Genomic DNA, 20,586 nt, shown 5'->3' on the forward strand with positions numbered 1-20,586 from the left:
CGGGAGTCCGGTGGTCGTCGATGACGGTACGGCGACGGATGTCGTCGTGCGGACCCTCGGACGGGGGGTTTCGGGTGCCTTCTGCGGGTTCCCGCAAGCCTGCGCGCAGACCCGCATCGGCCCCGCTCCACGGCGAGTCCGACCGCCGGCTGGACACGGCCTGGAGGCACGGTGCACGTCCGTCGACCGGCTGCGGCCAGGCGGCAGGTTGGTCCTCAGCGCCCGCGCGCGAGCAACCAGAGCAGGTAGGGCGCGCCGACGAGGCCGGTGACCACACCGACCGGCAGGGTCACGCCCGGGAGTGCGAACTGCGCCACCAGGTCGGACCCGAGGGTGACGACGGCGCCGACCGCCGCGGCGGGACCGAGGGCGATCCGGCCGCCGCCGACGAGCCGCCGCGCGATGGGTGCCGCCATCAGCGCGACGAACGAGACGGGGCCGGCGGTGGCGACGGCACCGGCGGTGAGGAGCACCGCGGTGAGCAGGAGCAGCACCTTCGCCCGGTCGGGCCGGAGCCCGAGGGAGGCCGCCACGTCGTCGCCGAGGGTCAGCACGGCGAGCCGCGGCGACTGCACGAGGGCGAGCGCCATCAGCACGAGGAACCCCACCAGCAGCGCACCGACGACCGTGCGGTCGACGGCGTTCAGGCTGCCGGAGAGCCAGAGGAGCGCGGTGCCGGCCTGCTGCAGGCTGCCGCTGGTGAGCAGCCACCCGGTGACGCTGAGGGCCATCGCGCCGACGCCGACGCCGACCAGGACGACCCGGTTGCCGGTGATCCCCCGCCGCCAGGCCAGTGCGGCGATGAGCACGGCGACGGCCACTGCACCGACGAGCACCACCCCGAAGAGCAGCACGCCGGAGGCGCCGAACAGGACGATGGCGACGAGGCCCGAGGCACTGGCCCCCGCCGTGATGCCGATGATGTCCGGGCTGGCGATCGGGTTCCGGACGACGCTCTGCACGATCGCCCCTGCCGCGCCGAGGCTCGCCCCGACGAGGACGGCGGCCAGGACCCGCGGGCCACGGAGCTGCCCGAGCACGAAGTCCGAGATCGTGTCCCCGTGCCCGACGAGCGCGCCGAGGACCTGCAGCGGCGAGAGCGGGATGTCGCCGACGCCGAGGCCGACCAGGACGAGGACGAGCAGGGCGACCAGGACGCCGAGGAGGACCAGCACCTCGCGGCGCCGGGTCCCCCGTCGACGCGGTGTGCTCCGGCCGGTCCGGGTCGTGGTCGCCGTCACAGTCCGCGCACCGCCCGTGACCGGACGAGCGCGATGAAGACCGGTGCGCCGATGAGCGCGGTGACGATGCCGACCTGCAGCTCCCCCGGGTACACGACGACCCGGCCGATGACGTCGGCGACGAGCAGGAGCGCGGGCGCGACCACGGCGGACAGGAGGATCGTCCAGCGGTGGTCGGGTCCGGACAGTCGGCGGACGGCGTGCGGCACGGCGAGCCCGACGAAGGCGATCGGTCCGGCGGCGGCCACCGCGGACCCGGCCAGGAGCACGGTGACGACGGCACCGACGGCGCGGACGAGCACCACGCGCTGCCCGAGCGACGCCGCCAGTTCGTCGCCGAGCGCCAGGGTGTTCAGCGACCGGCCGAGTCCGACGGCGATGACGAGCCCGACGATGACCGGGGCCACGACGACGCCGGCGGTGCCGAGGTCCTTGCCGGCGAGGGCCCCGACCTGCCAGAAGCGCAGCTGGTCGAGCAGGCTGGCGTTCGTGACGAGCACTGCGGTCGTGACGGACGAGAGCGCGGCGGCGGTGACGGCTCCGGACAGGGCGAGGCCGACCGGGGTCAGCCCGCCGCGGGCGACGGCGGCGATGCCGTAGACGAGCAGCGCGGCGAGCGCGGCGCCGGCGAACGCGAAGGGCAGGTAGGTGGCGGTGCCGCTGATGCCGAACACGGCGATGCCGACGACGACCGCGAGGGCCGCGCCGGCGTTCACGCCGAGGATGCTCGGATCGGCCAGCGGGTTGCGCGTGATCCCCTGCATGACGGCGCCGGCGACACCGAGGGCGGCGCCGGCGAGCAGCCCGACGACGGTCCGGGGCACGCGGTTGCCGAGCACGATGAGCCCGATCTCGTCGTTGCGTCCCGGGTGCAGGAGGGTGTCGACGACGACTCCGAGCGGGATCGGACGCGACCCGACGGCGATGCTCAGCGCGCAGGCGACGGCGAGCACGACGACCGCGAGGACGGTGGCGAGCACCAGCCGGGACACGGGAGCGGGCGCGGGAGGCGCGACGGATCGGGATCGCATGGGAAGTGAGGCGAGCCTAATGGATGCCCCCGGCCGCGGCGCCGAGGGGCAGCGGCACGACTGTCGGGAACCGTCGAGCAGCTGCTCGGCGTGACCATGGTGCGTTCATAGGGTCGTCATGGGAACGGGGCCTGTACTGACATCCATCGACGGCCGACCGGGCCGCCGGGAACGACCGGAGAGCACCGATGAACGAGACCCCGAACCCCACCCCGGACGACGAGCGTCGCGAGCCGGAGCACCGCCAGCAGCAGGAGCAGGTCCCCGCCTGGGAGCCGCCGCACGCGGACCGGGCGTCCCTGCGTCCCGCGTACGCCTTCGACGGTTCCGGTCCGTACCTGTACGGACCCGACGGCTCCGGTCCCTACGCCTACTCCCCCGACGGGCGCGGCCCGTACCGCGTCGGCAGCCCGGCGCTGGGTGGGACACCGCAGGGCGGCCCCGCCAGCGGCCAGTACGGCGGCGGGCGCGGCGACCAGTACGGCGCAGCGAACCCGTCGGCGCCGCACGGCTGGACCGGGGCCTTCGGCACGGCGCCCGGGACGAACCGGCGCTCCCGGAAGCTCGCGCTGGCGATCGGCTCGGGCATCGCGGCGCTGGCGATCGTCGGTGCTGCCGGTGGCACCGCGCTCGGACTGTCCTCGGTGCACACCACGACGACCTCGTCCCAGGGCTCCTCGTCCCAGGGCACGACCCCGGGCTCCGGCTCCGGCTCGACGGGTGACGGCAGCGGCACGAACGGCTTCACCGTCCCCGGCCAGGGCACGGACGGCTCGGGCACTGGCGGCTCGGGCACCGGTGGCACCGGCGGCAGCGGTTCCGGCAGCACGTCCGAGTCCGCGGCCACCGCGGCGACCGCGGCGCAGAAGAAGGGCGTCGTCACGATCGACACCGTGATCGGCTACGACCAGTCGCAGCAGGCCGCCGGCACCGGCATGGTGCTGACCTCCGACGGCACCGTCCTGACGAACAACCACGTCATCCAGGGCGCGACGTCGATCAGGGTCACCGACGAGACGACCGGCAAGCAGTACACGGCCGACGTCGTGGGCGCCGACGCGACGAACGACGTGGCGGTCCTCAAGCTGCGGGACGCCTCCGGCCTGTCCACCGTGACGCTCGGCGACGACGGGGGCGCGTCGACCGGTGACGCGATCACCGACGTCGGCAACGCCGAGGGCACCGGTGACCTGGTCGCCGCGACGGGCACCGTGACGGCGACCGACCAGGACATCCAGGTGCAGAGCGAGTCCGGCACCGGCACCGAGTCCCTGACCGGGCTGCTGCAGCTGGCGGCGCAGGTCGTCTCCGGCGACTCCGGCGGTCCGGTCCTGGACAGCGAGGGCGAGGTCGTCGGCATGGCGACCGCCGCGTCCTCGGGGACGGCCGACGTCACCGGCTTCGCGATCCCGATCAGCACGGCGAAGTCGATCGCGGACAAGATCCTGGCGGGTGACTCCTCGGGCACGATCACGATCGGCCTGCCGGCGTTCCTCGGGGTGCAGATCAGCAGCACCGCGACCGGGACGACCAGCGGGGTGCCGATCGCCGGCACCGTCGAGGGCTCCGGGGCCGCGAGCGCCGGACTGGCCGCGGGCGACACGATCACGAGCGTCGACGGCACCGCGGTCACGAGCTCGGAGCAGTTGACGAAGCTCATCAGTGGCCACGGGGTCGGGGACGAGGTCGCCGTCGGGTACACGACGAGCGACGGCACTGCGAAGACGGTCACGGTCACCCTGACGGCCGGTCCCGCAGCCTGACCGCACCGGCACCCGACGGATCCGACCGCACGACGCCCGCGCCGCCCAGCGCGGGCGTCGTGCTGTCCGGACGGCGGGCTGTCCGGACGGCGTGCTGTCCGGACGGCGTGCTGTCCGGACGTGGGGCTCAGCTCAGCCGAGCAGCGCGCGGACGAGCGTCCGGTAGACGTTCGCCGACGCCTCGGCCGTGAACGCCGTCGCGCCGCCCTCGGTCCGGCCGACCCGGGCGAAGCCGATCCCCTCGGCCGACACCACGACGAGCGGGCGGGTCCGCCCCGGACGCACGAGCGCCGACACCGTCCACGGGGCCGCCCAGAACGCCGCCAGCGTCGGATCGACCGACGCGACCGCGCCCGGCAGGTCGGGCGTCGACCCGCCACCGGCCAGGCGTCGGTCGAGCAGGTCGCCGGGCAGGACCGGCGTGCGGAACGGCCAGGTCCACGTCGGGCGGATGCCGACCCTCCCGGCCAGCAGCCCGACCACCCGTTCCGGCGGGACGGACGCGACCACGGACCGGCCGTCGGCACCGGTGTCGACGACGGTGCCGGACCAGGCCTGGAGGCGCGTCACCCGCCCGGCGTCGTCGTGCTGGTCGAGCGTGGTCGGCTGCACCCCCTCGGCCCAGGGGGCCAGGACGGTCGCGGTGTCCGGCGGGACCGTGCCGAAGCGGCCGACCAGGTCGGCGGCGACGAGTTCCCGGCCACCGTCGGTGCGGAGGAGCGCGGGGTTCCAGCGCCGGCCGGCGAGGTTCTGCAGGGTCGAGACGGCCTCGGCACCGAGCGACGGGCCGGTGAGGGTGGACCCGCTCAGCAGGACGGGCAGTGTCTCGAGGGTGCGGGGCTCACGGGCGGTGACCTGGTCGAGGACCCGCACCGAGTCGAGCACGGCGAAGACGACGTCGTCCGTCGCCGTCATCCGGGCCAGGGGTCGCTCGATCGTCAGGTCGACCCGGTGGCGGCCCGTGACGAGCAGCAGGTGCGCGCCGGCGACGTCACCCTCCTCGTCGGGGCGGACGTACTCGACCAGCCGCGCGGGAGCACCGGCGGTGGTCCAGACGTCGCAGCCGACCAGGAGCAGTCCGTCGACCGAGCCCGGCAGCCGCTCGAGCAGGGAGGCGTTCTCGTCCCCGATCGCCCGGTCACTCGGACGCGAGCGGACGGTGAGGACCACGTCGTCGCCGCGGACCCGGAGGTCGACGCCGGCGGACTCGTCGGTGCGCCACCCGGTCGGTCGGACGAAGCGGACGCGGGCGGTGCGGTCCTCGGTCTGCCCGGCTGCGGCGGCGGGAGGGTCGGGGACGAGCATGCTGCGAGGCTACGGGCGTGCCGACGGCCCCGGGTCAGCGGCTCGCCGGGGCGGGGCGGATCGCCGGGCGGAGCGGATCAGGGGGCGGTGCTCCGCGGTCGGGGCGGCGGGGGCGGCGGGGGCGGCGGGACGGGCTTCGCGGCGACGACGTCGGCACGGCGGACGGTGACGGGTCCACGGCGGGTGGTGACGGTCACCGACTCGGGCGTGCGGGCGGTGAGGTCGCCGAGGGCGTCCCGCGCGCCGGCGCCGTCGTGCGCCCGGACCACCACCCGGTCACCGAGCGCCGCCGCGTCGAGCACGGCGAGGGCCTGCGCGCGGGCGATCTCGGCCTGCGACGGGGCAGCAGCCGGTGCGTCGTCCGGGGCGGGTTCGCGGTCAGGGGCCGCGTCCGGGTCCGGGTCGCGAGCGGGGTCGGGCATGCCTCGAGCGTACGGCCCGGGGTCCGCCCGACCGCCGCGGCTAGGGTGGCGGGATGGACAAGGCCCGGGTGGACAGCTGGATCTGGGCGGTCCGGATCACCAAGACCCGGTCCGCGGCGACGACGGCGTGCAAGGCCGGGCACGTGAAGGTGAACGGCGAGCGGGCGAAGCCGTCGCAGCCGGTCGGCCCCGGTGACGAGGTGCGGGTCCGTCAGGCCGGGTTCGACCGGATCGTCGTCGTGAAGAGCATCATCCTCAAGCGGGTGAGTGCGGCCGAGGCGGCGAAGCACCTCGAGGACAACACCCCGCCCCGACTCCCCCGCGAGGAGGCCGGCTTCGTCCCGATCCGCGAACGCGGCGCGGGGCGTCCGAGCAAGCGGGAGCGCCGCGACCTCGAGAAGCTCCGCGGGTACTGACCGGGCTCCCGGCAGAGCTCCGACCGGTCAGACGAAGCGGACGGTCTGCTGCAGGCGGTCGCGGATCGCGAAGACGTCGACCGACCCCTCCGGGGACCAGTTGCCGGCGAGCACCTGCACGAGCGCGCTCCGCCGGACGATCAGGGCGGTCGGCTTCCGCGGGGTGCCGATGCGTTCGACGTCCTCGTCCACCGCGGAGTCCGGCACGACGAGCAGCCGCCCGGTGAAGCGCACCCGGGTCTGCTTCTGCACGGCACGCGCCGCGCGGACGAGTTCCTTGACCGGGCGCTCCCCCGGCTCGAGCGTGTCGCCGACGACCTCGCCGTGCTCGATCGCGACCGGGCCGCCCCAGTCGATCGACTCGACGGCCCAGAGCCCGGTCGGGGTGAGGACGGCGTGGTCGAGCTTGCCCTCGACGCCGGCGTCCAGGTCGTGCCACACGGTCACGCCGATGCCCATGTCGGCGATGATCGCGGCGGTGGCTTCCTCGGCCAGCGCCTCGCCGAGCAGCCGGCGGACGGACCGCGGCGCCGAGCGGACCAGGGCGGGGTCGTAGGGGTCCTCGATCGGGTCGCCGAGTCCGACCCACTCGCGTTCCGCTGCCAGGAAGACCTCGCGCGACCGACCGCCGGGGTGACCGTGCGACCGGGCCCTGGGGCGGGAGTCGCGACGCGCCGTCGGCGGTGCGTAGTCGTCGCGACCGGCACCGCTCCTCCAGGCTGCCGAGCCGGTCGGCGCCGACGACGAGCCGGGACGGACCGCGCCACTGTCGTAGGCCCGACGGGCGGCCGGGGTGCCGATCAGCTCCCACGCGATCTGCACCCGGCGGAAGTGCTGGGCGTCGCCGCCGAGGTCGGGGTGGCTCTCGCGTGCCGCACGCCGGTAGGCACGGCGGAGGGTCTCGTCGTCCGCGCTCGCGGGGACGCCGAGGACCTCGTACGGGGTGGCGTCGGCCGGGCTGTCGGTCATGGCCCTGGAACGCTACCCGACGTCGGGTCGGTGTCGGCCGCGAGCGGGCTGAGCGGCTGCTGAGCAGCAGGGCGGGGCGGGACAGAGCGTCCACGCCCCGCCGGGCGGGTCAGGCCAGTGCGGCCGTGATCGCGTCCCCGTGCTCCTCGAGCCAGGCGACGTCCGCGCGGTAGAGGTCCGCGTGCCCGTGCGCCAGGTCGCTGACGAACTTCGGGTTGCCCACGGCCGCCTCGGTCTCGAGCGTCGTGACGAGGGCCACCAGGCTCGCCGTCATCGTCTCGACGAGCACGCTGCGGGATCGGGCGTCCAGACCGTAGGCACGGCAGAACTCGGCGGCGCGGGTCACCCGGTCGGCGAACTCGGGCACCGGGGCACCCTCGTCGACGCTGCTGGTGAACGGGGCGAACCGGTACACGGCACTCGCGACGTCCCAGACCCGTGGGCCGGGGTGCGCGGTGTCGAAGTCGATCACGCCGACCGCCGCGATGCCGTCGTACACGACGTTGTACGGGGCGAAGTCGCCGTGCACGATCGTCTCGACCGGCAGGTGCTCGGCCTGGGACCACACGTCGGTCGCGTCGTCGCGCGGGAACGAGGCGGCGGCGTCGTGGAACTGCCGGAGCAGCCGCGCGGTGGTGACCAGGGCGGCTTCACTCGCGACGTCGGCGGTCCAGGGGTACTCTCCCGCTTCGCCGGGGACGAACGTCACCGTCTCGAGCTTCGCGCCGAGGGCGATCGGGGCGGGGGCCGCGACGAAACCCTGCTCGTGCAGGTGCGTCAGCAAGCGGTGCACGGTGGGGGTCCACGGCCCGGCAGGCCGGTGCACCCGGTCGTCGGCCTTGGTGATCCGTTCCATGGGGGAACCTCCTGTACGTCGTCGTCGACGTGCTCGTCACTGTAGTGGCAGGAGCGAACGCTCGGGCGGGTCGCCGGGACACCATCCACTGGGCGCGCCGTGGACGAGCCGGAAGCCGCAGGCCGGACCGGATCGGGCTGTGCTGGGTCTGACCAGCCCCGACCGCACCGCGCCAGACGTCCTCAGCCGGGCAGCAGCTCCCGCAACCACCCCGGACCGCGCACCTCGGCGCCGAGCGCCTGCACCCGGTCGCGCAACCCGCGGTCGGCGGTCACGACGACGGGCGCCTCGCCGGCGGCCACGACGGACTCGACCGCGGCGACGACCGCGTCGTCACCCGACGCGGCGGCCCGCTCGATCGTCACCGGCGGCAGACCCGGCCGCGGGGCGGACGGTGCCGGGTCCGTGGTGGCGCTGCGGGCCTCCCCCTCGAGCACGACGGTCCACCGCGGCCACCAGGCGGTCGACGGCAGGTCGAGCGCGGACGCGGGGACGCCGACCGCAGCGAGCGCGCGCACCTGCGCCACGAGTCGGGCGGCGGCGCCGGCGCGGTCCTTCCACCAGCCGTCGGGGATGCTGCCGACGACGTTGGCGGCGTCGACGACGACGTGCGGGGTGCGGTCGAGGGTGGCGCGGAGGGCTGCCCAGGACCGGCCGAAGCCGGGGTGCAGGTCGAGGGACTCGACGTCGGCGACGGGCACCCAGGACAGGGCGAGGCTCTCGCGGTCGGCCATCACGGGTTCGAAGGGCCGGGAGGCGCGCCCCACGACGGTCGTGTAGCTCCAGAACCCGAGGTCGAGGACGGCGGTGTGGCGGAGGTCGACGGCGTCGTCGGGGACGCCGGCTTCCTCGGCGGACTCGCGGAGGGCGGCGGTGACGGGGTCCTCGTGCTGGTGGCGGGCGCCGCCGGGGATGCCCCAGGTGCCGCCGTGGTGGCTCCACTCGACGCGGTGCTGCAGCAGGACGCGGCCGTGTCCGTCGTCGACGAGCAGGCCCGCGGCGCCGAAGCGTCCCCAGGCCTTCGTGCCGTCGTCACCGTAGGCCCAGGCGTCGCCGGGGTCTCGGGGGCCGGAGGGGGGTCCGGGCGGCGGTCCGGCAGGGGTCGCGGTCCGTCGTTCGTCGTCCACGTGTCCACCTTTCCACAAACGTCCGTCAAGGGGCCCTGGACGTCGGCGGCGATGCGTGTACGGTGTCGTCCGAGACACGGGGTGCCGCATCCGAGCGGCTGAGATCACACCCGTCGAACCTGCTCGAGCTCGTACTCGCGAAGGGATCGTCCATGGAGAACGCTGCGCCCACGATCGACTGGGCCCACCGCACCGCCGACCTGCTGGAGGCCGTCCGCACCCGGGCGCCGCTGGTGCAGTGCATCACGAACACGGTGGTGCAGAACGTCACCGCGAACGTGCTGCTCGCGCTGGGGGCGTCGGCCGCGATGGTCGACGTACCGACCGAGGCGGGACCGTTCGCCGGTGTCGCGGACGGGCTGCTCGTCAACACCGGCACCCCGCACGCCGAGCCGCGGGTGGCGTCGCTCGAGGCCGCGGCCGCCGCGGTGGCCGCCGGGACGCCGTGGGTCCTCGACCCGGTGGCGGTCGGGTCGTTGCCGGTCCGGACCGCCCTGGCGCGGGACCTGCTCGCGCTCCGGCCGACGGTCCTCCGCGGGAACGCGTCCGAGGTGCTGGCGGTCCTCGGCGCCTCGGCCGGTGGTCGCGGTGTCGACAGCACCGTCGGCACCGAGGACGCCCGTGACGCCGCGGTCGCCGCCGTGCGTGACGAGGCTGTCGGCGCCGTCGCCGTCTCGGGTGCGGTCGACCTGCTCGTCGCGCCGTCCGGGCTGGTGCGGGTGGCGAACGGCACGGAACTCCTCACCCGGATCACCGGCGGCGGGTGTGCGCTCGGTGCGGTGGTCGCGGCCTTCGCTGCGGTGTCCCCCGGCAGTCCCCTGGACGCGGCCGTCGCCGCGACCGCGGTGCACACGATCGCGGCCGAGCTGGCGGCGCGGGACGCCGGTGGCCCCGGCACCTTCCAGCCGCTGTTCCTCGACCGGCTCGCGTCGCTGAGCCCGGAGGACGTCGTCCGGGAGGCCCGGATCACCGCCGACACGTCGGCTGCGGCCGTCGGGGATCGCGCCTGATGCCCGGCACGGACGACGTCGGGGTCTACCTGGTGACCGACACCGCGCTGGCGGACCGGCACGGGCACGGGGTGCTCGGCGCGGTCCGGGCCGCGGTCGGTGCCGGGGTCCGGATCGTGCAGGTCCGTGACAAGACCGCGTCGGCGCGCGATCTGCTGGCACTGACCGCGGCCGTGGCCGACGCCGTGGGCGACCGGGCCCTGGTGGTCGTGGACGACCGGCTCGACGTCGCCCTGGCTGCGCGGCACGCCGGGCACCGGGTGGCCGGCGTGCACCTCGGGCAGTCGGACGTCCCGGCGAGCGCCGCCCGTGCGCTGCTCGGCCCGGACGCCCACGTCGGGCTGACGGCGAACACCACGCGGCACCTGGTCGAGGTCGCGACGATGCCCGCGGGGTCGGTCGACCTGCTCGGGGTCGGGGTGGTGCACCCGACGAGCACGAAGCCGGACCACCCGCCGGCGCTCGGGGTCGCCGGGTTCGGGCGGCTCGCGGCGACGACGACCGTGCCGTGCGTGGGCATCGGCGGCGTGACGCTCGACGACGTCGGACCGCTCCGGCAGGCCGGGGCCGCGGGCGTCGCCGTCGTGTCGGGGATCTGTGCGGCGCCGGACCCGGGCGCTGCCGCGCGGGCGTTCGTGGCGGCGTGGGACGGAGCGGGCCGGTGAACGGGAGCGTGGGCGCGTCGGTTCCGCCGCTGCCGCGGGTGCTCAGCATCGCCGGCACGGACCCGACGGGTGGTGCCGGGGTGCAGGCGGACCTCAAGTCGATCGCGGCGCAGGACGGGTACGGCATGGCGGTCGTCACGGCCCTGGTCGCGCAGAACACCCTCGGGGTCCGGTCGGTGCACGTCCCCGACACGGTGTTCCTCCGGCAGCAGCTCGACGCGGTGTCCGACGACGTGACGATCGACGCGGTGAAGACCGGCATGCTCGGGACGGCCCAGGTCGTGCGGGTCGTCGTCGACTGGCTCCGGGCACACCGGCCGGCCTGGGTGGTGGTCGACCCGGTGATGGTGGCGACGAGCGGCGACCGGCTGCTCGACGCGGACGCCGAGTCGGCGATGGCGGACCTGTTCGCCCTCGCCGACCTGGTCACCCCGAACCGCGACGAGCTCCGGGTCCTGGCCCAACTCGCGGGTGCGCAGCCGAACGACGCCATCGGCGCTGCTCGTGCGGTGGCCCGCCGGTGGGACGTCCGGGTGCTCGCGAAGGGCGGTCACGACGACGGCCCGACCGCGGACGACGCCCTGGTCTCCCCCGACGGCAGCGTCCGGGTGTTCAGCGGACCGCGGATCGCGACGACCAACACGCACGGCACCGGATGCTCGCTGTCGAGTGCGATCGCCACGCTCGTCGCCCGCCACGGCGACTGGGAGCTGGCGGTCGGGGCGGCGAAGACCTGGCTGGCCGCGGCCCTCCGCGGCGCGGACGCCCTGCAGGTCGGGCAGGGCCACGGGCCGATCGACCACAACGCACTCGTCCGCGCCGCCCTGCCGACACCGCGGCTGACCGACGCCTGGTGGGTCGACGCCGCCGCGGTCCTCGACGAGACGCTGGACTGCCGGTTCCTCCGGGGCCTGGCCGACGGCACGCTCGACCCCGAGGTGTTCGCGGGCTACCTGGCGCAGGACGTGCACTACCTCCGGGCGTACGAGCAGCACCTCGCCACCATCGCCGCCGGGTCGACCGGGGATGCCGCCACGTTCTGGACGACCGCCAGCGAGGGCTGCGCCGCGGAGGCCCGTGACCTGCACCAGCGTCGGCTCGCCGGATCGCACGCGGACGACCCCGTCCACCCGGTGTGCGCCGGGTACCTGGCGCACCTGGCCGACGCGGCACGGCAGAGCGCCGAGTCCGGGGACGTCTCGATCCTGGCGGCGGCGGTGCTGCCCTGTTTCCGGGTCTACGCCTGGGTCGGGGAACGGCTCGGCACGGCACCGGTCGGGCACCCGTTCGCCGACTGGATCACGGCGTACCGGGACCCGGGGTTCGCGGCCTCGAGCGCGCGGGCCACGGAGCTCGTCGAGGAGCTCGCGCGGCGGGCCGACCCCGAGCTGCGGGGACGGATGGTTCGCGCGTTCCGGCAGTCGGTGGCGCAGGAGCTCGCGTTCTTCCGGATGCCGGAGCGGCTGGGCGAGCCGGTCTGACGGGGGTGGGACGGGCCTCCCGGTCGGATGTCGGCGGTCGAGCGCCCGTCAGTACGCTTCCGGCGACGGGACCAGACGGATGCCGTCCGCGCCGGGTGCCCGGCGGACCAGCGTGACCGACAGGTCCGACCCGTCGACCTCGCACCGCATCCACGTGTGGTCCGGCTGCCGGCGGCGGTCCGTCGGCGACCCGGGGTTCAGCAGGCGCATGCCGTTCGACGCGGTGGAGTCCCACGGGATGTGCGAGTGCCCGAAGACCAGGACGTCGACGTCCGGGTGGTCCGCCTCGGCCCGACGCTCCCGGCCGGTCGACGCCCCGGTCTCGTGGACGACCGCGAACCGCAGCGACTCGATCCGGCGGGTGGCGACGAGGGGAAGACGGTCCTCGAACCCCAGGTCGTTGTTGCCCCGGACGGCGAGCAGGTCGCGGGACCGGGCTTCGAGCCGGTCGACCGTCGCCAGGTCGACCCAGTCGCCGGCGTGCACGACCAGGTCGGCGGCGTCGATGTCGGCCCACAGCTCGGGCGGCAGGTCCGCCGCGCGCTTCGGCAGGTGCGTGTCCGACAGCAGGACCAGCGCGGTGCTCACGGTGTCGTCACTCGTCGGATGCGTGGTGCGGCATCGGCAGGTCGACCTCGTCGGCGGCGCCGAGTCGTTCGAGCATGCCGGCGAGCAGTGCCACGTCGTCGTCGGACCAGTCGGCCAGCCGTTCCACCAGGGCGTCCCGGTGCAGCTGCACGGACCGGGCGAGCGCCCGACGACCGGCGTCCGTCGCCTCGAGCGGCTTCGCGTTGCCGGAGCCGCCGTCGACCGTGCGGACCAGGCCCGCGGCGAGCAGACCGGACAGCTGCCGCGAGATCGTCGAGCGGTTCAGCCGCAGGTAGCGCGCGATGTCGATCGCCATGCACCCGGGGTGCTGCACCACGAAGTCGACGAGCGACTGGTCCACGATGCTCAGCGCCTCGTCGGTGCCGCGCGCGCGGACGCTCGCGCGCCGGGTGATGCGGGAGAGCTCGGTGTACGCCCGTCCGATGTCCGCCTCGCGGATCCCGGGGCCCCTCGGGTCGGCCATGGTGTTCCAGTCTGTCGTCCGGCGTCGGCCGGAGGTCGGTCGCCCGGTTCCGGGCACGGTGCTGCGTGGCGGTCCCCGCGTCGCTGACACGGGCCCCTCCGCCGACGGCGTCGACCCACGATAACGGGGCGTCCGCTGAAGAGGGGACATCCGGGACCGACCGGGGCACCGCTGCCCCGCCGGGATCAGGCCGGAGCCGCCGCCGACCGGAGTGCGGCGATGTCGAGCTTGACCATGTCGCGCATCGCCTCGTACACGCGCGTCGCCGCCGCGTGGTCGCCGCCGGCCGCCATCAGCTCGCCCATCATCGACGGGGTGACCTGCCAGGACAGCCCCCAGCGGTCGACCAACCAGCCACACGCCACCGGGTGCCCGCCCTCCGCGATCAGGGCGTCCCAGATGCGGTCCAGCTCCTCCTGCGTGTCCACGTCGACCTGCAGCGAGAGCGCGTCGGTGAAGGGGTGCCCGGGGCCGCCGTTCATCGCCCGGTACGGCTGCCCCATCAGGGTGAAATCGACCACGAGCACCGAGCCGTCCGGCGCCCGCCCCACCCCGTCGATGCGGGAGTCGGGGAACAGCTCCGTGTAGTACTCGGTGGCGTGCTGGGCCTGGTCGTCGAACCAGAGGAAGGGGACGATGCGCGGCATGACGGGTCTCTCGGTGGGGTCAGTCCGCGACGCCGCGGCTGAGGAGGTCGTTCTTCTCGGGGTGCTCGTCGAACCACTGGCTGACGAACCAGCACATCGGGACGATGCGCTTCGTCGATGTCGTCTCGACGTCGGACACGGCGTGCTCCACCAGTTCGCCCGCGTACCCGTGGCCCCGGTGCGTCGGCACCGTGTACGTGTGCGGGAAGGCGATCGCGTCACCGTTGACGCGGTAGTCGAGCACGCTCACGAGGGTCCCGTCGACGTACATGGCATACCGGTCTCGGTCGGCCTCGTTCCGGAACTCGTGTGTCATGCCGCCATCCTGCACCGCCGTTCAGGGTCCGGTGCGACCGACCTCCGGTGAACGCCAGACGGAATGCCTCGGGGGCGAAGGTGTTGCACTGTGCATGACAACCATCGGAATCATCGGAGCAGGCAACATCGGATCCCAGCTCGCACGCCTCGCGGTGCAGCACGGCCACCAGGTCGTGATCGCGAACTCCCGCGGACCGGAGACCCTCACCGACCTCGTCAGTGAGCTCGGCGAGCACGCGACCGCCGGCACCCGCGAGGACGCCGCCACCCAGGGCGAGATCGTCGTCGTCACCGTGCCGCTCGGCGCCATCGACACGATCCCCGTCGAGCCGCTCGTCGGCAAGGTCGTCATCGACACCAACAACTACTACCCCGAGCGCGACGGCCAGATCGCGGCCCTCGACCAGGAGACCACCACCACGGCGGAGATGCTGCAGGACCACCTGGTCGGCGCCCACGTCGTCAAGGCCTTCAACCACATCGGTGCGGACCACCTCACCGAGCACGCCACCCCCGCCGGCACCCCGGACCGCCGCGCCCTCGTCATCGCCGGTGACGACGCCGCCGCGAAGACGACCGTCGCCGACCTGATCGACGAGTTCGGCTTCGACACCGTCGACGCCGGCCCCCTCGCCGAGGGATGGCGCATCCAGCGCGACACCCCCGGCTACGGCCCGCGCCTGACCGTCGACGAGCTCCGCGAGGCCCTCGCCGCCGCGAAGCGCTACCGCGACATGTGACGTTCGCGCACTGCGCGTTCGACCCCCTCTGACTGGGGCTCTCGGCCGCTGTTCCTCCCCGGGTAGAACTGACGATGGATCAATCCAGGGAGAGGAACAGCGGCCGTGGCGTCTCATCGCATGCCCGAGTCGGAGCGACCCCGCCGGGCAGTGCCCGCGTGGGTCACGGCCCCGCCGGAGGACGCCCGTCCCGCTGCTGCACCGCTGACCTCGGCGAGCGCCGGCGTAGTCCCCGCCGTCGGCGTCGTGCCGGACGCGGTGCCGGTCGTTGGGTCGGTCCCGGTCGTCGGGTCGGCTCCGGTCGTCGCGTCGGCGCCGGTCGTCGGGTCGGCTTCGGCCACCGGCCTGGAGGCGCACCCCACCTCCGCCCCGCCGGTCCTCGACCCGAACGCGGTCGCCCCCGACCACCTGCCGGTTCAGGAGCTGCTCCCGCCGGCCCCGACCTCCCCGGACGTCGACATGGTCCCCGTGAGCCCGCTCACCAGTGCGCCTGCTGTCGGCGTGCCGGCCGTCGGAGCCGCCGGCAGCGGAGTGACCGTCACCACCATCGCAGCCAGCGTCACCGCCGTCGGTCGACACGGCGCCGGGCGAGATGCCGCTGCCCAGACCACGTCGTCCAGGCGCAGCGGTGCGGGGATGGCGATGCCCGTCGCTCCCCACGCCGGAGCCCACACCGTCGGGAAGCAGCCAGCCGATCCCCGGAACACCGCACCGGAGAGTCAGCCCCGGCCGCTCGGCACCGTCGACGCCAGCACGCCCGGCGCTCCTGCCAACTGGTACACACCGCAGTCCGGCACACCCGCTGCCACCGACACACCCTCGCCGTCCGCAGGAGCCGGGCTCCCCGCCGTCGCTGCACCGGTCCCGCGCGCCGGTGCCGACGACACGGCGGCCTGGTCCGCGCCGACACCGGCCATGCCGCCGGCACCGGCGGTCCCCGTCGTCCCGGCAGCCGGACAGCCGCGGTTCTCGGTGCCCGGCCTGGAGCACCTCGTCGTCGAGGGCGGCGAGCCCGAACCCGTCGGCCCGATCGGCTACCGCACCCCCGCCCGCTTCGCCCGGCAGCAGGCCCGGGTCCTCCCGCCCGCGGTCACGGCTCCCCCGACGTTCGACGCGGTCATCGGTGCACCGGCACCGAGCGTTGCTCCGGCTCCGGCGCTCGCTCCGGCTCCGACCACTGCTCCGACCTCCGCCGGCCCGAGCGCGTCCGACGACGCCTCGGTCGCACCGCCGCTCGCCCCGGTCCTGCCGCCGGTCACCACTTCCGCGGTCGGCACCGCTGCCGCGACCACCGGGGGCTCCGCTCCGGCCGCAGCGCCGACCTCGGCCCGCGACCACCGGAACGCCCGCGGACGCGGCACCACCGGTCGACGTCCCTTCCGTTCCCGCACCGTCGTCGAGGAGCCGGCGAAGCGCCGCGCGACCGCCGTCGCGCTCCCCGCACCCGCCGGGGCCGGGACCGGGACCATCGCGACGGCCGCGCCGGACGGTGCGGTGCGCCTCCCGACCGATGCCCAGCCGGGGACAGCGCGTTCCGCACGGTCCCTCGGACCGACCCCGGGCGCCGTCCTGGGCGCCGTGGCCGGACTCGGCACGATCGGACTGGCGGCGTGGTGGTTCACCGCTCCCGCGACCGTGCACGCCGTCGGCGTGGTCCTCGGTCTGCTCGCGGTCCTGGTGTCCGTCGTGACGATGCGGAACCCGCTGACGACGTGGCAGCGGCCGGTCGCCCTGCTCGGCGCGGTGCTCGGCACGGTCGGCACCCTCGTGCTGCTGTGGGCGGTCGCCTCGGCACTCGGTGCACCGCTGCCGGACATCACCGGCACCGGCACCGGCACCGCCCCGATGCTCGCGCCCTGACCTCGGCAGCGCATCAGACTGCGCGGACGACCCCGCGCGACAGGATCGCGTTCGTCAGGGCCTCGATCGGCTCGCGCTGCACGGTCGGGTTGGCGATCAGGACGTAGTCGACCGCGGGCAGGTCCGGCAGCGACAGCCGCTGCGACACCTTCACCAGGTCCGCCGGGATCAGCGAGTGCGGGAACACCGCGACGCCGATGCCGGCTCGGACCGCTGCCAGCACGCCGTTGACGTCGCGGGTGTTGCAGGTGATCCGCCAGGTGCGCCCCGCGGCCTCGAGCGCGTCGATCGCCATCTGCCGACTGATGCTCGGCGCCTGGTATGCGATCAGCGGCACCGGGTCGTCGACCTCGAGGGCGATGCCGTCCTGCGCCATCCAGACCATCTGGTCCGAGGCGACGCGGGTGCCCTCGGCGGACTCCCCCGCGGTGCGCTTGATGAACACGAGGTCGAGCTGCCCGGCGTGCACCCGGCGGAGGAGCGGCGCGGACTGGTTCACCGTCAGCTCGAGGTCCACCTGGGGGTGCAGCTTCCGGAAGTCGCGGAGGATGCGCGGCAACTGCGTGATCGCCAGGTCGTCGGCTGCCCCGAACCGGAGCCGGCCGCGGGCAGCGACGCCGGAGAAGTAGGCGTCGGCGGTGGCGTGGGCGGCGAGGATCGTCCGTGCGAACCCGGCCATCGCGTCACCGTTGTCGGTCAGGCGGACGCCGCGGGTGTCCCGGGCCACCAGGGTCCGCGACACCGTCGACTCGAGTCGGCGGACGTGCTGGGACACGGTCGGCTGGCTGATGCCGAGCTGGACGCCGGCCTGCGTGAAGCTGCCGGTCTCGGCGACGGCCAGGAAGGTCTGGAGCAGGACGGGATCGAGCACGACGGGCACCTCATTCGACATCGCAATGGAGTGATGCCGATCATAGGAGGATCGAATGGGCGCCGAGCGATTAGTTTCGTACGGGTACCGTTCCCACCCTCGACAGCCGGAGTTCCCCGTCACCGTGCGATCGTCACCGACGACCATCCACCCGCCCACCGAGCCGCTCCCGATCAGCACCGTCCGCCCGCCGTGGCGCCGGTCCTTCATCGCCCTGTCCGTCCCGAACTTCCGGCTGTTCACCGCCACCAACCTCGTCGCGATGACCGCCGGGTGGATGCAGCGCATCGCCCAGGACTGGCTCGTGCTGCAGCTCACCGGGTCGGTCGCGCAGGTCGGCATCACGGTCGCGTGCCAGTTCGCCCCGATGCTGCTGTTCGGGCTCCTCGGCGGGGTGTTCGTCGACCGCTACTCGAAGCGCGCGCTGATGATGATCACGCAGGGCGCCTTCGCCGTGCTCTCGCTGCTGCTCGCGGTGCTGACCCTGGCCGGGGTGGTGCAGGCGTGGCACATCTGGGTGATCGCGTTCCTGGTCGGCATGGTCACCGTCATCGACAACCCCGCGCGGCAGGTGTTCGTCACCGAGATCGTCGGACACCAGCACCTGCGGAACGCGATCAGCGTCAACTCGTCGGTGTTCCAGCTCGGCGGCATGATCGGCCCGGCGCTGTCCGGCATCCTGCTCGTCGCCGTCGGGGCCGGGTGGTCGTTCGGCATCAACGCGATCGCCTGCGTCGCCGTGGTCGTGACGCTCGGGTTCCTCCGCGTCTCCGAACTGCACCGCACCCCGCCGGCCCCACGGTCGAAGGGGCAGCTGATGGAGGGCCTCCGCTACGCCGCCGCGAAGCCGACGATCATCGTCCCGGTGATCCTGGTGGCGTTCTTCTCGGTCTTCGCGCTGACGATGCCGGTGCTGCTCTCCGCGTTCGCGTCGAAGGTCTACGGCGTCGGCGCGGGCGGGTACGGCCTGTTCAACTCCGCGGTCGCCGTCGGTGCCCTGACCGGGGCGGTCCTGTCCACCCGGCGTGCCGTGGTGCGGCTCCGGACGATCGTCGGCGGGGTGTTCTGGACGGGAGTCCTGCTCGTCATCGCCGGCTCGACCCCGACGATCGCGCCGTTCACGGTCCTGCTGGTCGTGGTCGGGTTGTCGCAGCTGCTCTTCCAGACCGCCTCGAACTCACTGGTGCAGCTGTCCTCGAACGTCGCGATCCGCGGGCGTGTGATGTCGCTCTACGTCTTGGTGCTGCTTGGCGGGCAGGCGATCGGCGGGCCGCTGATGGGCCAGGTCGTCGACCACTTCGGAGCGCACGTCGGGATGATGGTCGCGGGCGGTGTCCCGGCCGCCGCGGCGGCCGTCACCGCGCTCGTCCTGGCGCGGCGGGGCGGGCTGCACCTCGAGGTGCGCATGCGCCACCACCTGCCCCTGCCGGCCATCGTCGGCAACCGCTGACGCGCCTCCCGGCCGTCGCGGCGGGCGTAACCGACGCGGAAACACCGGTGTTCGTGTGTCGCATCGCGCTTTCGCGCGGCGCGACCGACGAACACCGGTGTTTTCCAGCAACGACCGGACCCGCAGGGCCCGTCGGGTCAGTAGGCGACGCCGAAACGCGCCTGGTGGTGCTTCGGCTGCTCGATCTCGTCGACGACGGCGATCGCGTAGTCGGCGCCCGAGATGTCCGAGTTGCCCTCGGCATCGGCGAGCAGGACGTCGTCCGAGGAGCGGTAGGTGCCCCGACGTTCGCCCGGGTTGTAGCCGCCGAAGGCCGCGGCGGGGCTGACGTAGAACCAGTCGACCTCGGTGTCGCCGGCGCGCAGGGCCTCGAGGATCTGGCCGTGGCTCTTCGCCTCGCCCTTGAACGCGTCCGGGAAGTCGGGGGTGTCGTACAGGGCCGGGCCACCCTCGGCGACGAGCATCGAGCCGGCGCCGCCGACGATGCCGAGACGGGCGCCAGCGGCCTCTGCGGCGTCCACGAAGTGCTGGAACTTGTCCTTCAGCTCGCTGCCGTCCGACTGGACCGCGTGCAGGGAGACGATGACGACGTCCGCGCCCTTCGTCACGTCGGCCACGAAGCCGGCGTCGAACGCGTCGCCCTGGGCGAGCGTGAGGTGTTCGGCGGCGTCGAGCTTGGAGGTGTCGCGCGCGACGGCGACGACCTCGTGGCCGCGGGAGAGGGCTTCACGGACGATGGCGGAGCCGGCGTAGCCGGTGCCTCCGAAGACGACGATGGTGGACATTCGAGCTCCTTCGTGGTGATGGTGCCGACGCGGTCACGCGCCGTGCCACTCACTCTACGGGTGTTACTCTCTTTCAGTAAGTAGGCACCTCGCGGTGCGTGCCCTTCCCGGGCGCGTCGCGGGTCGGGCCCCACGGAAGGTCACCATGAGCACGCTCGAGTACAGCCCCTACGCGGCGGACTGCCCCTCCCGGCAGCTCCTCGACCGGATCGGCGACCGCTGGAGCGTCCTGACGATCGGCGCCCTGGCCGACGGCCCCCGCCGCTACTCGGCGATCGCCACCCGGGTGCAGGGCGTGTCGCAGAAGATGCTCACGCAGACCCTCCGTGCCCTCGAACGGGACGGCCTGGTCACCCGGACGGTGTTCCCCGAGATCCCGCCGCACGTCGAGTACGAGCTCACCGACACCGGACGGTCCCTCCGCACGGTCCTCGTGCCGCTCGAACAGTGGGCGATCGACCACATGGACGGCGTCGCCGAGGCCCGCTCGGGGTACGACACGCGCGGCTGAACCCGTCCCTCCTGGAATCGCGACCGCCCGCCGGTGGTTGCGTGGA

22 protein-coding genes and 1 riboswitch are annotated in these 20,586 nt (G+C 74.2%); of the genes, 9 read left to right on the top strand and 13 right to left on the bottom strand.

Annotated elements, in window-relative coordinates:
• Nucleotides 1-215 precede the first annotated feature (215 nt).
• Nucleotides 216-1,241: a FecCD family ABC transporter permease gene (locus JOD51_RS10385; RefSeq protein WP_204608187.1), complete on the bottom strand. Its 1,026-nt coding sequence runs from the start codon at nucleotides 1,239-1,241 to the stop codon at nucleotides 216-218.
• Nucleotides 1,238-2,272, bottom strand: coding sequence for a FecCD family ABC transporter permease (locus JOD51_RS10390; RefSeq protein ID WP_204608188.1), 1,035 nt, complete (start codon nucleotides 2,270-2,272; stop codon nucleotides 1,238-1,240). The genes JOD51_RS10385 and JOD51_RS10390 overlap by 4 nt, the downstream gene beginning before the upstream one ends.
• Nucleotides 2,273-2,460: 188 nt before the next feature.
• On the opposite strand from JOD51_RS10390, the gene JOD51_RS10395 reads away from it, so the two are divergent.
• Nucleotides 2,461-4,035 (top strand): trypsin-like peptidase domain-containing protein, encoded by a 1,575-nt coding sequence (locus tag JOD51_RS10395; RefSeq protein WP_204608189.1) that lies wholly within the window; start codon nucleotides 2,461-2,463, stop codon nucleotides 4,033-4,035.
• A 132-nt stretch (nucleotides 4,036-4,167) separates the two neighbouring features.
• Here JOD51_RS10395 and JOD51_RS10400 read toward each other — a convergent pair whose 3' ends face one another.
• Nucleotides 4,168-5,340 carry a hypothetical protein gene (locus tag JOD51_RS10400; RefSeq protein WP_204608190.1) on the bottom strand — a complete coding sequence of 391 codons (1,173 nt, stop codon included), beginning with the start codon at nucleotides 5,338-5,340 and terminating at the stop codon, nucleotides 4,168-4,170.
• Between the two features lie 77 nt (nucleotides 5,341-5,417).
• Entirely contained in the window at nucleotides 5,418-5,762 is a 345-nt protein-coding gene (locus JOD51_RS17105; protein WP_239539838.1) for a hypothetical protein, read from the bottom strand.
• Between the two features lie 53 nt (nucleotides 5,763-5,815).
• Between JOD51_RS17105 and JOD51_RS10410 the strand changes: the two genes are divergently transcribed.
• On the top strand, nucleotides 5,816-6,178 hold the full coding sequence (locus JOD51_RS10410) for an RNA-binding S4 domain-containing protein (RefSeq protein ID WP_110903073.1): 363 nt from the start codon (nucleotides 5,816-5,818) through the stop codon (nucleotides 6,176-6,178).
• A gap of 27 nt (nucleotides 6,179-6,205) precedes the next feature.
• Here JOD51_RS10410 and JOD51_RS10415 read toward each other — a convergent pair whose 3' ends face one another.
• The 3 genes from JOD51_RS10415 to JOD51_RS10425 form a co-directional block, all read right to left on the bottom strand.
• On the bottom strand, nucleotides 6,206-7,147 hold the full coding sequence (locus tag JOD51_RS10415; RefSeq protein WP_204608191.1) for a DnaJ domain-containing protein: 942 nt from the start codon (nucleotides 7,145-7,147) through the stop codon (nucleotides 6,206-6,208).
• A 109-nt stretch (nucleotides 7,148-7,256) separates the two neighbouring features.
• Nucleotides 7,257-8,003 carry a phosphotransferase enzyme family protein gene (locus tag JOD51_RS10420; protein ID WP_204608192.1) on the bottom strand — a complete coding sequence of 249 codons (747 nt, stop codon included), beginning with the start codon at nucleotides 8,001-8,003 and terminating at the stop codon, nucleotides 7,257-7,259.
• 182 nt (nucleotides 8,004-8,185) lie between these two features.
• Nucleotides 8,186-9,130: an NUDIX domain-containing protein gene (locus tag JOD51_RS10425; RefSeq protein ID WP_259557215.1), complete on the bottom strand. Its 945-nt coding sequence runs from the start codon at nucleotides 9,128-9,130 to the stop codon at nucleotides 8,186-8,188.
• 67 nt (nucleotides 9,131-9,197) lie between these two features.
• Nucleotides 9,198-9,294: riboswitch (TPP riboswitch) on the top strand.
• Here JOD51_RS10425 and thiM point away from each other — a divergent pair.
• The 3 genes from thiM to thiD all read left to right on the top strand — a co-directional run bounded on the left by thiM (nucleotide 9,283) and on the right by thiD (nucleotide 12,286).
• Entirely contained in the window at nucleotides 9,283-10,140 is an 858-nt protein-coding gene (gene thiM / locus JOD51_RS10430; protein ID WP_204608193.1) for a hydroxyethylthiazole kinase, read from the top strand. It overlaps the preceding riboswitch by 12 nt.
• Nucleotides 10,140-10,805, top strand: coding sequence for a thiamine phosphate synthase (gene thiE / locus JOD51_RS10435; protein ID WP_204608194.1), 666 nt, complete (start codon nucleotides 10,140-10,142; stop codon nucleotides 10,803-10,805). Before thiM ends, thiE begins: the two co-directional genes overlap by 1 nt.
• Complete coding sequence (gene thiD / locus JOD51_RS10440) at nucleotides 10,802-12,286, top strand: bifunctional hydroxymethylpyrimidine kinase/phosphomethylpyrimidine kinase (protein WP_259557218.1); 1,485 nt, start codon at nucleotides 10,802-10,804, stop codon at nucleotides 12,284-12,286. The genes thiE and thiD overlap by 4 nt, the downstream gene beginning before the upstream one ends.
• Before the next feature lie 48 nt (nucleotides 12,287-12,334).
• Here thiD and JOD51_RS10445 read toward each other — a convergent pair whose 3' ends face one another.
• From JOD51_RS10445 to JOD51_RS10460, 4 genes are all read right to left on the bottom strand, one after another.
• Entirely contained in the window at nucleotides 12,335-12,874 is a 540-nt protein-coding gene (locus tag JOD51_RS10445) for a metallophosphoesterase family protein (protein ID WP_204608195.1), read from the bottom strand.
• Between the two features lie 7 nt (nucleotides 12,875-12,881).
• Complete coding sequence (locus JOD51_RS10450; RefSeq protein WP_204608196.1) at nucleotides 12,882-13,358, bottom strand: MarR family winged helix-turn-helix transcriptional regulator; 477 nt, start codon at nucleotides 13,356-13,358, stop codon at nucleotides 12,882-12,884.
• Nucleotides 13,359-13,543: 185 nt separating this feature from the next.
• Nucleotides 13,544-14,005, bottom strand: coding sequence for a VOC family protein (locus JOD51_RS10455; protein ID WP_204608197.1), 462 nt, complete (start codon nucleotides 14,003-14,005; stop codon nucleotides 13,544-13,546).
• A 19-nt stretch (nucleotides 14,006-14,024) separates the two neighbouring features.
• A complete protein-coding gene (locus JOD51_RS10460) occupies nucleotides 14,025-14,321 on the bottom strand; it encodes a GNAT family N-acetyltransferase (RefSeq protein ID WP_204608198.1) in 297 nt (98 codons plus the stop codon).
• A gap of 94 nt (nucleotides 14,322-14,415) precedes the next feature.
• On the opposite strand from JOD51_RS10460, the gene JOD51_RS10465 reads away from it, so the two are divergent.
• Both JOD51_RS10465 and JOD51_RS10470 read left to right on the top strand, forming a co-directional pair.
• Nucleotides 14,416-15,063 carry an NADPH-dependent F420 reductase gene (locus tag JOD51_RS10465; RefSeq protein WP_204608199.1) on the top strand — a complete coding sequence of 216 codons (648 nt, stop codon included), beginning with the start codon at nucleotides 14,416-14,418 and terminating at the stop codon, nucleotides 15,061-15,063.
• Nucleotides 15,064-15,168: 105 nt separating this feature from the next.
• Complete coding sequence (locus tag JOD51_RS10470) at nucleotides 15,169-16,923, top strand: hypothetical protein (protein WP_204608200.1); 1,755 nt, start codon at nucleotides 15,169-15,171, stop codon at nucleotides 16,921-16,923.
• 13 nt (nucleotides 16,924-16,936) lie between these two features.
• On the opposite strand, the gene JOD51_RS10475 is transcribed toward JOD51_RS10470, so the two are convergent.
• Nucleotides 16,937-17,794: a LysR substrate-binding domain-containing protein gene (locus JOD51_RS10475; RefSeq protein ID WP_204608201.1), complete on the bottom strand. Its 858-nt coding sequence runs from the start codon at nucleotides 17,792-17,794 to the stop codon at nucleotides 16,937-16,939.
• A gap of 55 nt (nucleotides 17,795-17,849) precedes the next feature.
• Between JOD51_RS10475 and JOD51_RS10480 the strand changes: the two genes are divergently transcribed.
• Nucleotides 17,850-19,244, top strand: a complete 1,395-nt coding sequence (locus JOD51_RS10480) for an MFS transporter (RefSeq protein WP_239539839.1) — start codon at nucleotides 17,850-17,852, stop codon at nucleotides 19,242-19,244.
• A 137-nt stretch (nucleotides 19,245-19,381) separates the two neighbouring features.
• Here the strand turns inward: JOD51_RS10480 and JOD51_RS10485 are convergent, their stop codons facing one another.
• Nucleotides 19,382-20,029 carry an NAD(P)-dependent oxidoreductase gene (locus JOD51_RS10485; RefSeq protein ID WP_204608202.1) on the bottom strand — a complete coding sequence of 216 codons (648 nt, stop codon included), beginning with the start codon at nucleotides 20,027-20,029 and terminating at the stop codon, nucleotides 19,382-19,384.
• 145 nt (nucleotides 20,030-20,174) lie between these two features.
• Here JOD51_RS10485 and JOD51_RS10490 point away from each other — a divergent pair, with 145 nt between their 5' ends.
• Complete coding sequence (locus JOD51_RS10490; RefSeq protein WP_204608203.1) at nucleotides 20,175-20,540, top strand: winged helix-turn-helix transcriptional regulator; 366 nt, start codon at nucleotides 20,175-20,177, stop codon at nucleotides 20,538-20,540.
• Nucleotides 20,541-20,586: the final 46 nt, after the last annotated feature.

Source organism: Curtobacterium herbarum, from assembly GCF_016907335.1.
GTDB lineage: Bacteria > Actinomycetota > Actinomycetes > Actinomycetales > Microbacteriaceae > Curtobacterium > Curtobacterium herbarum.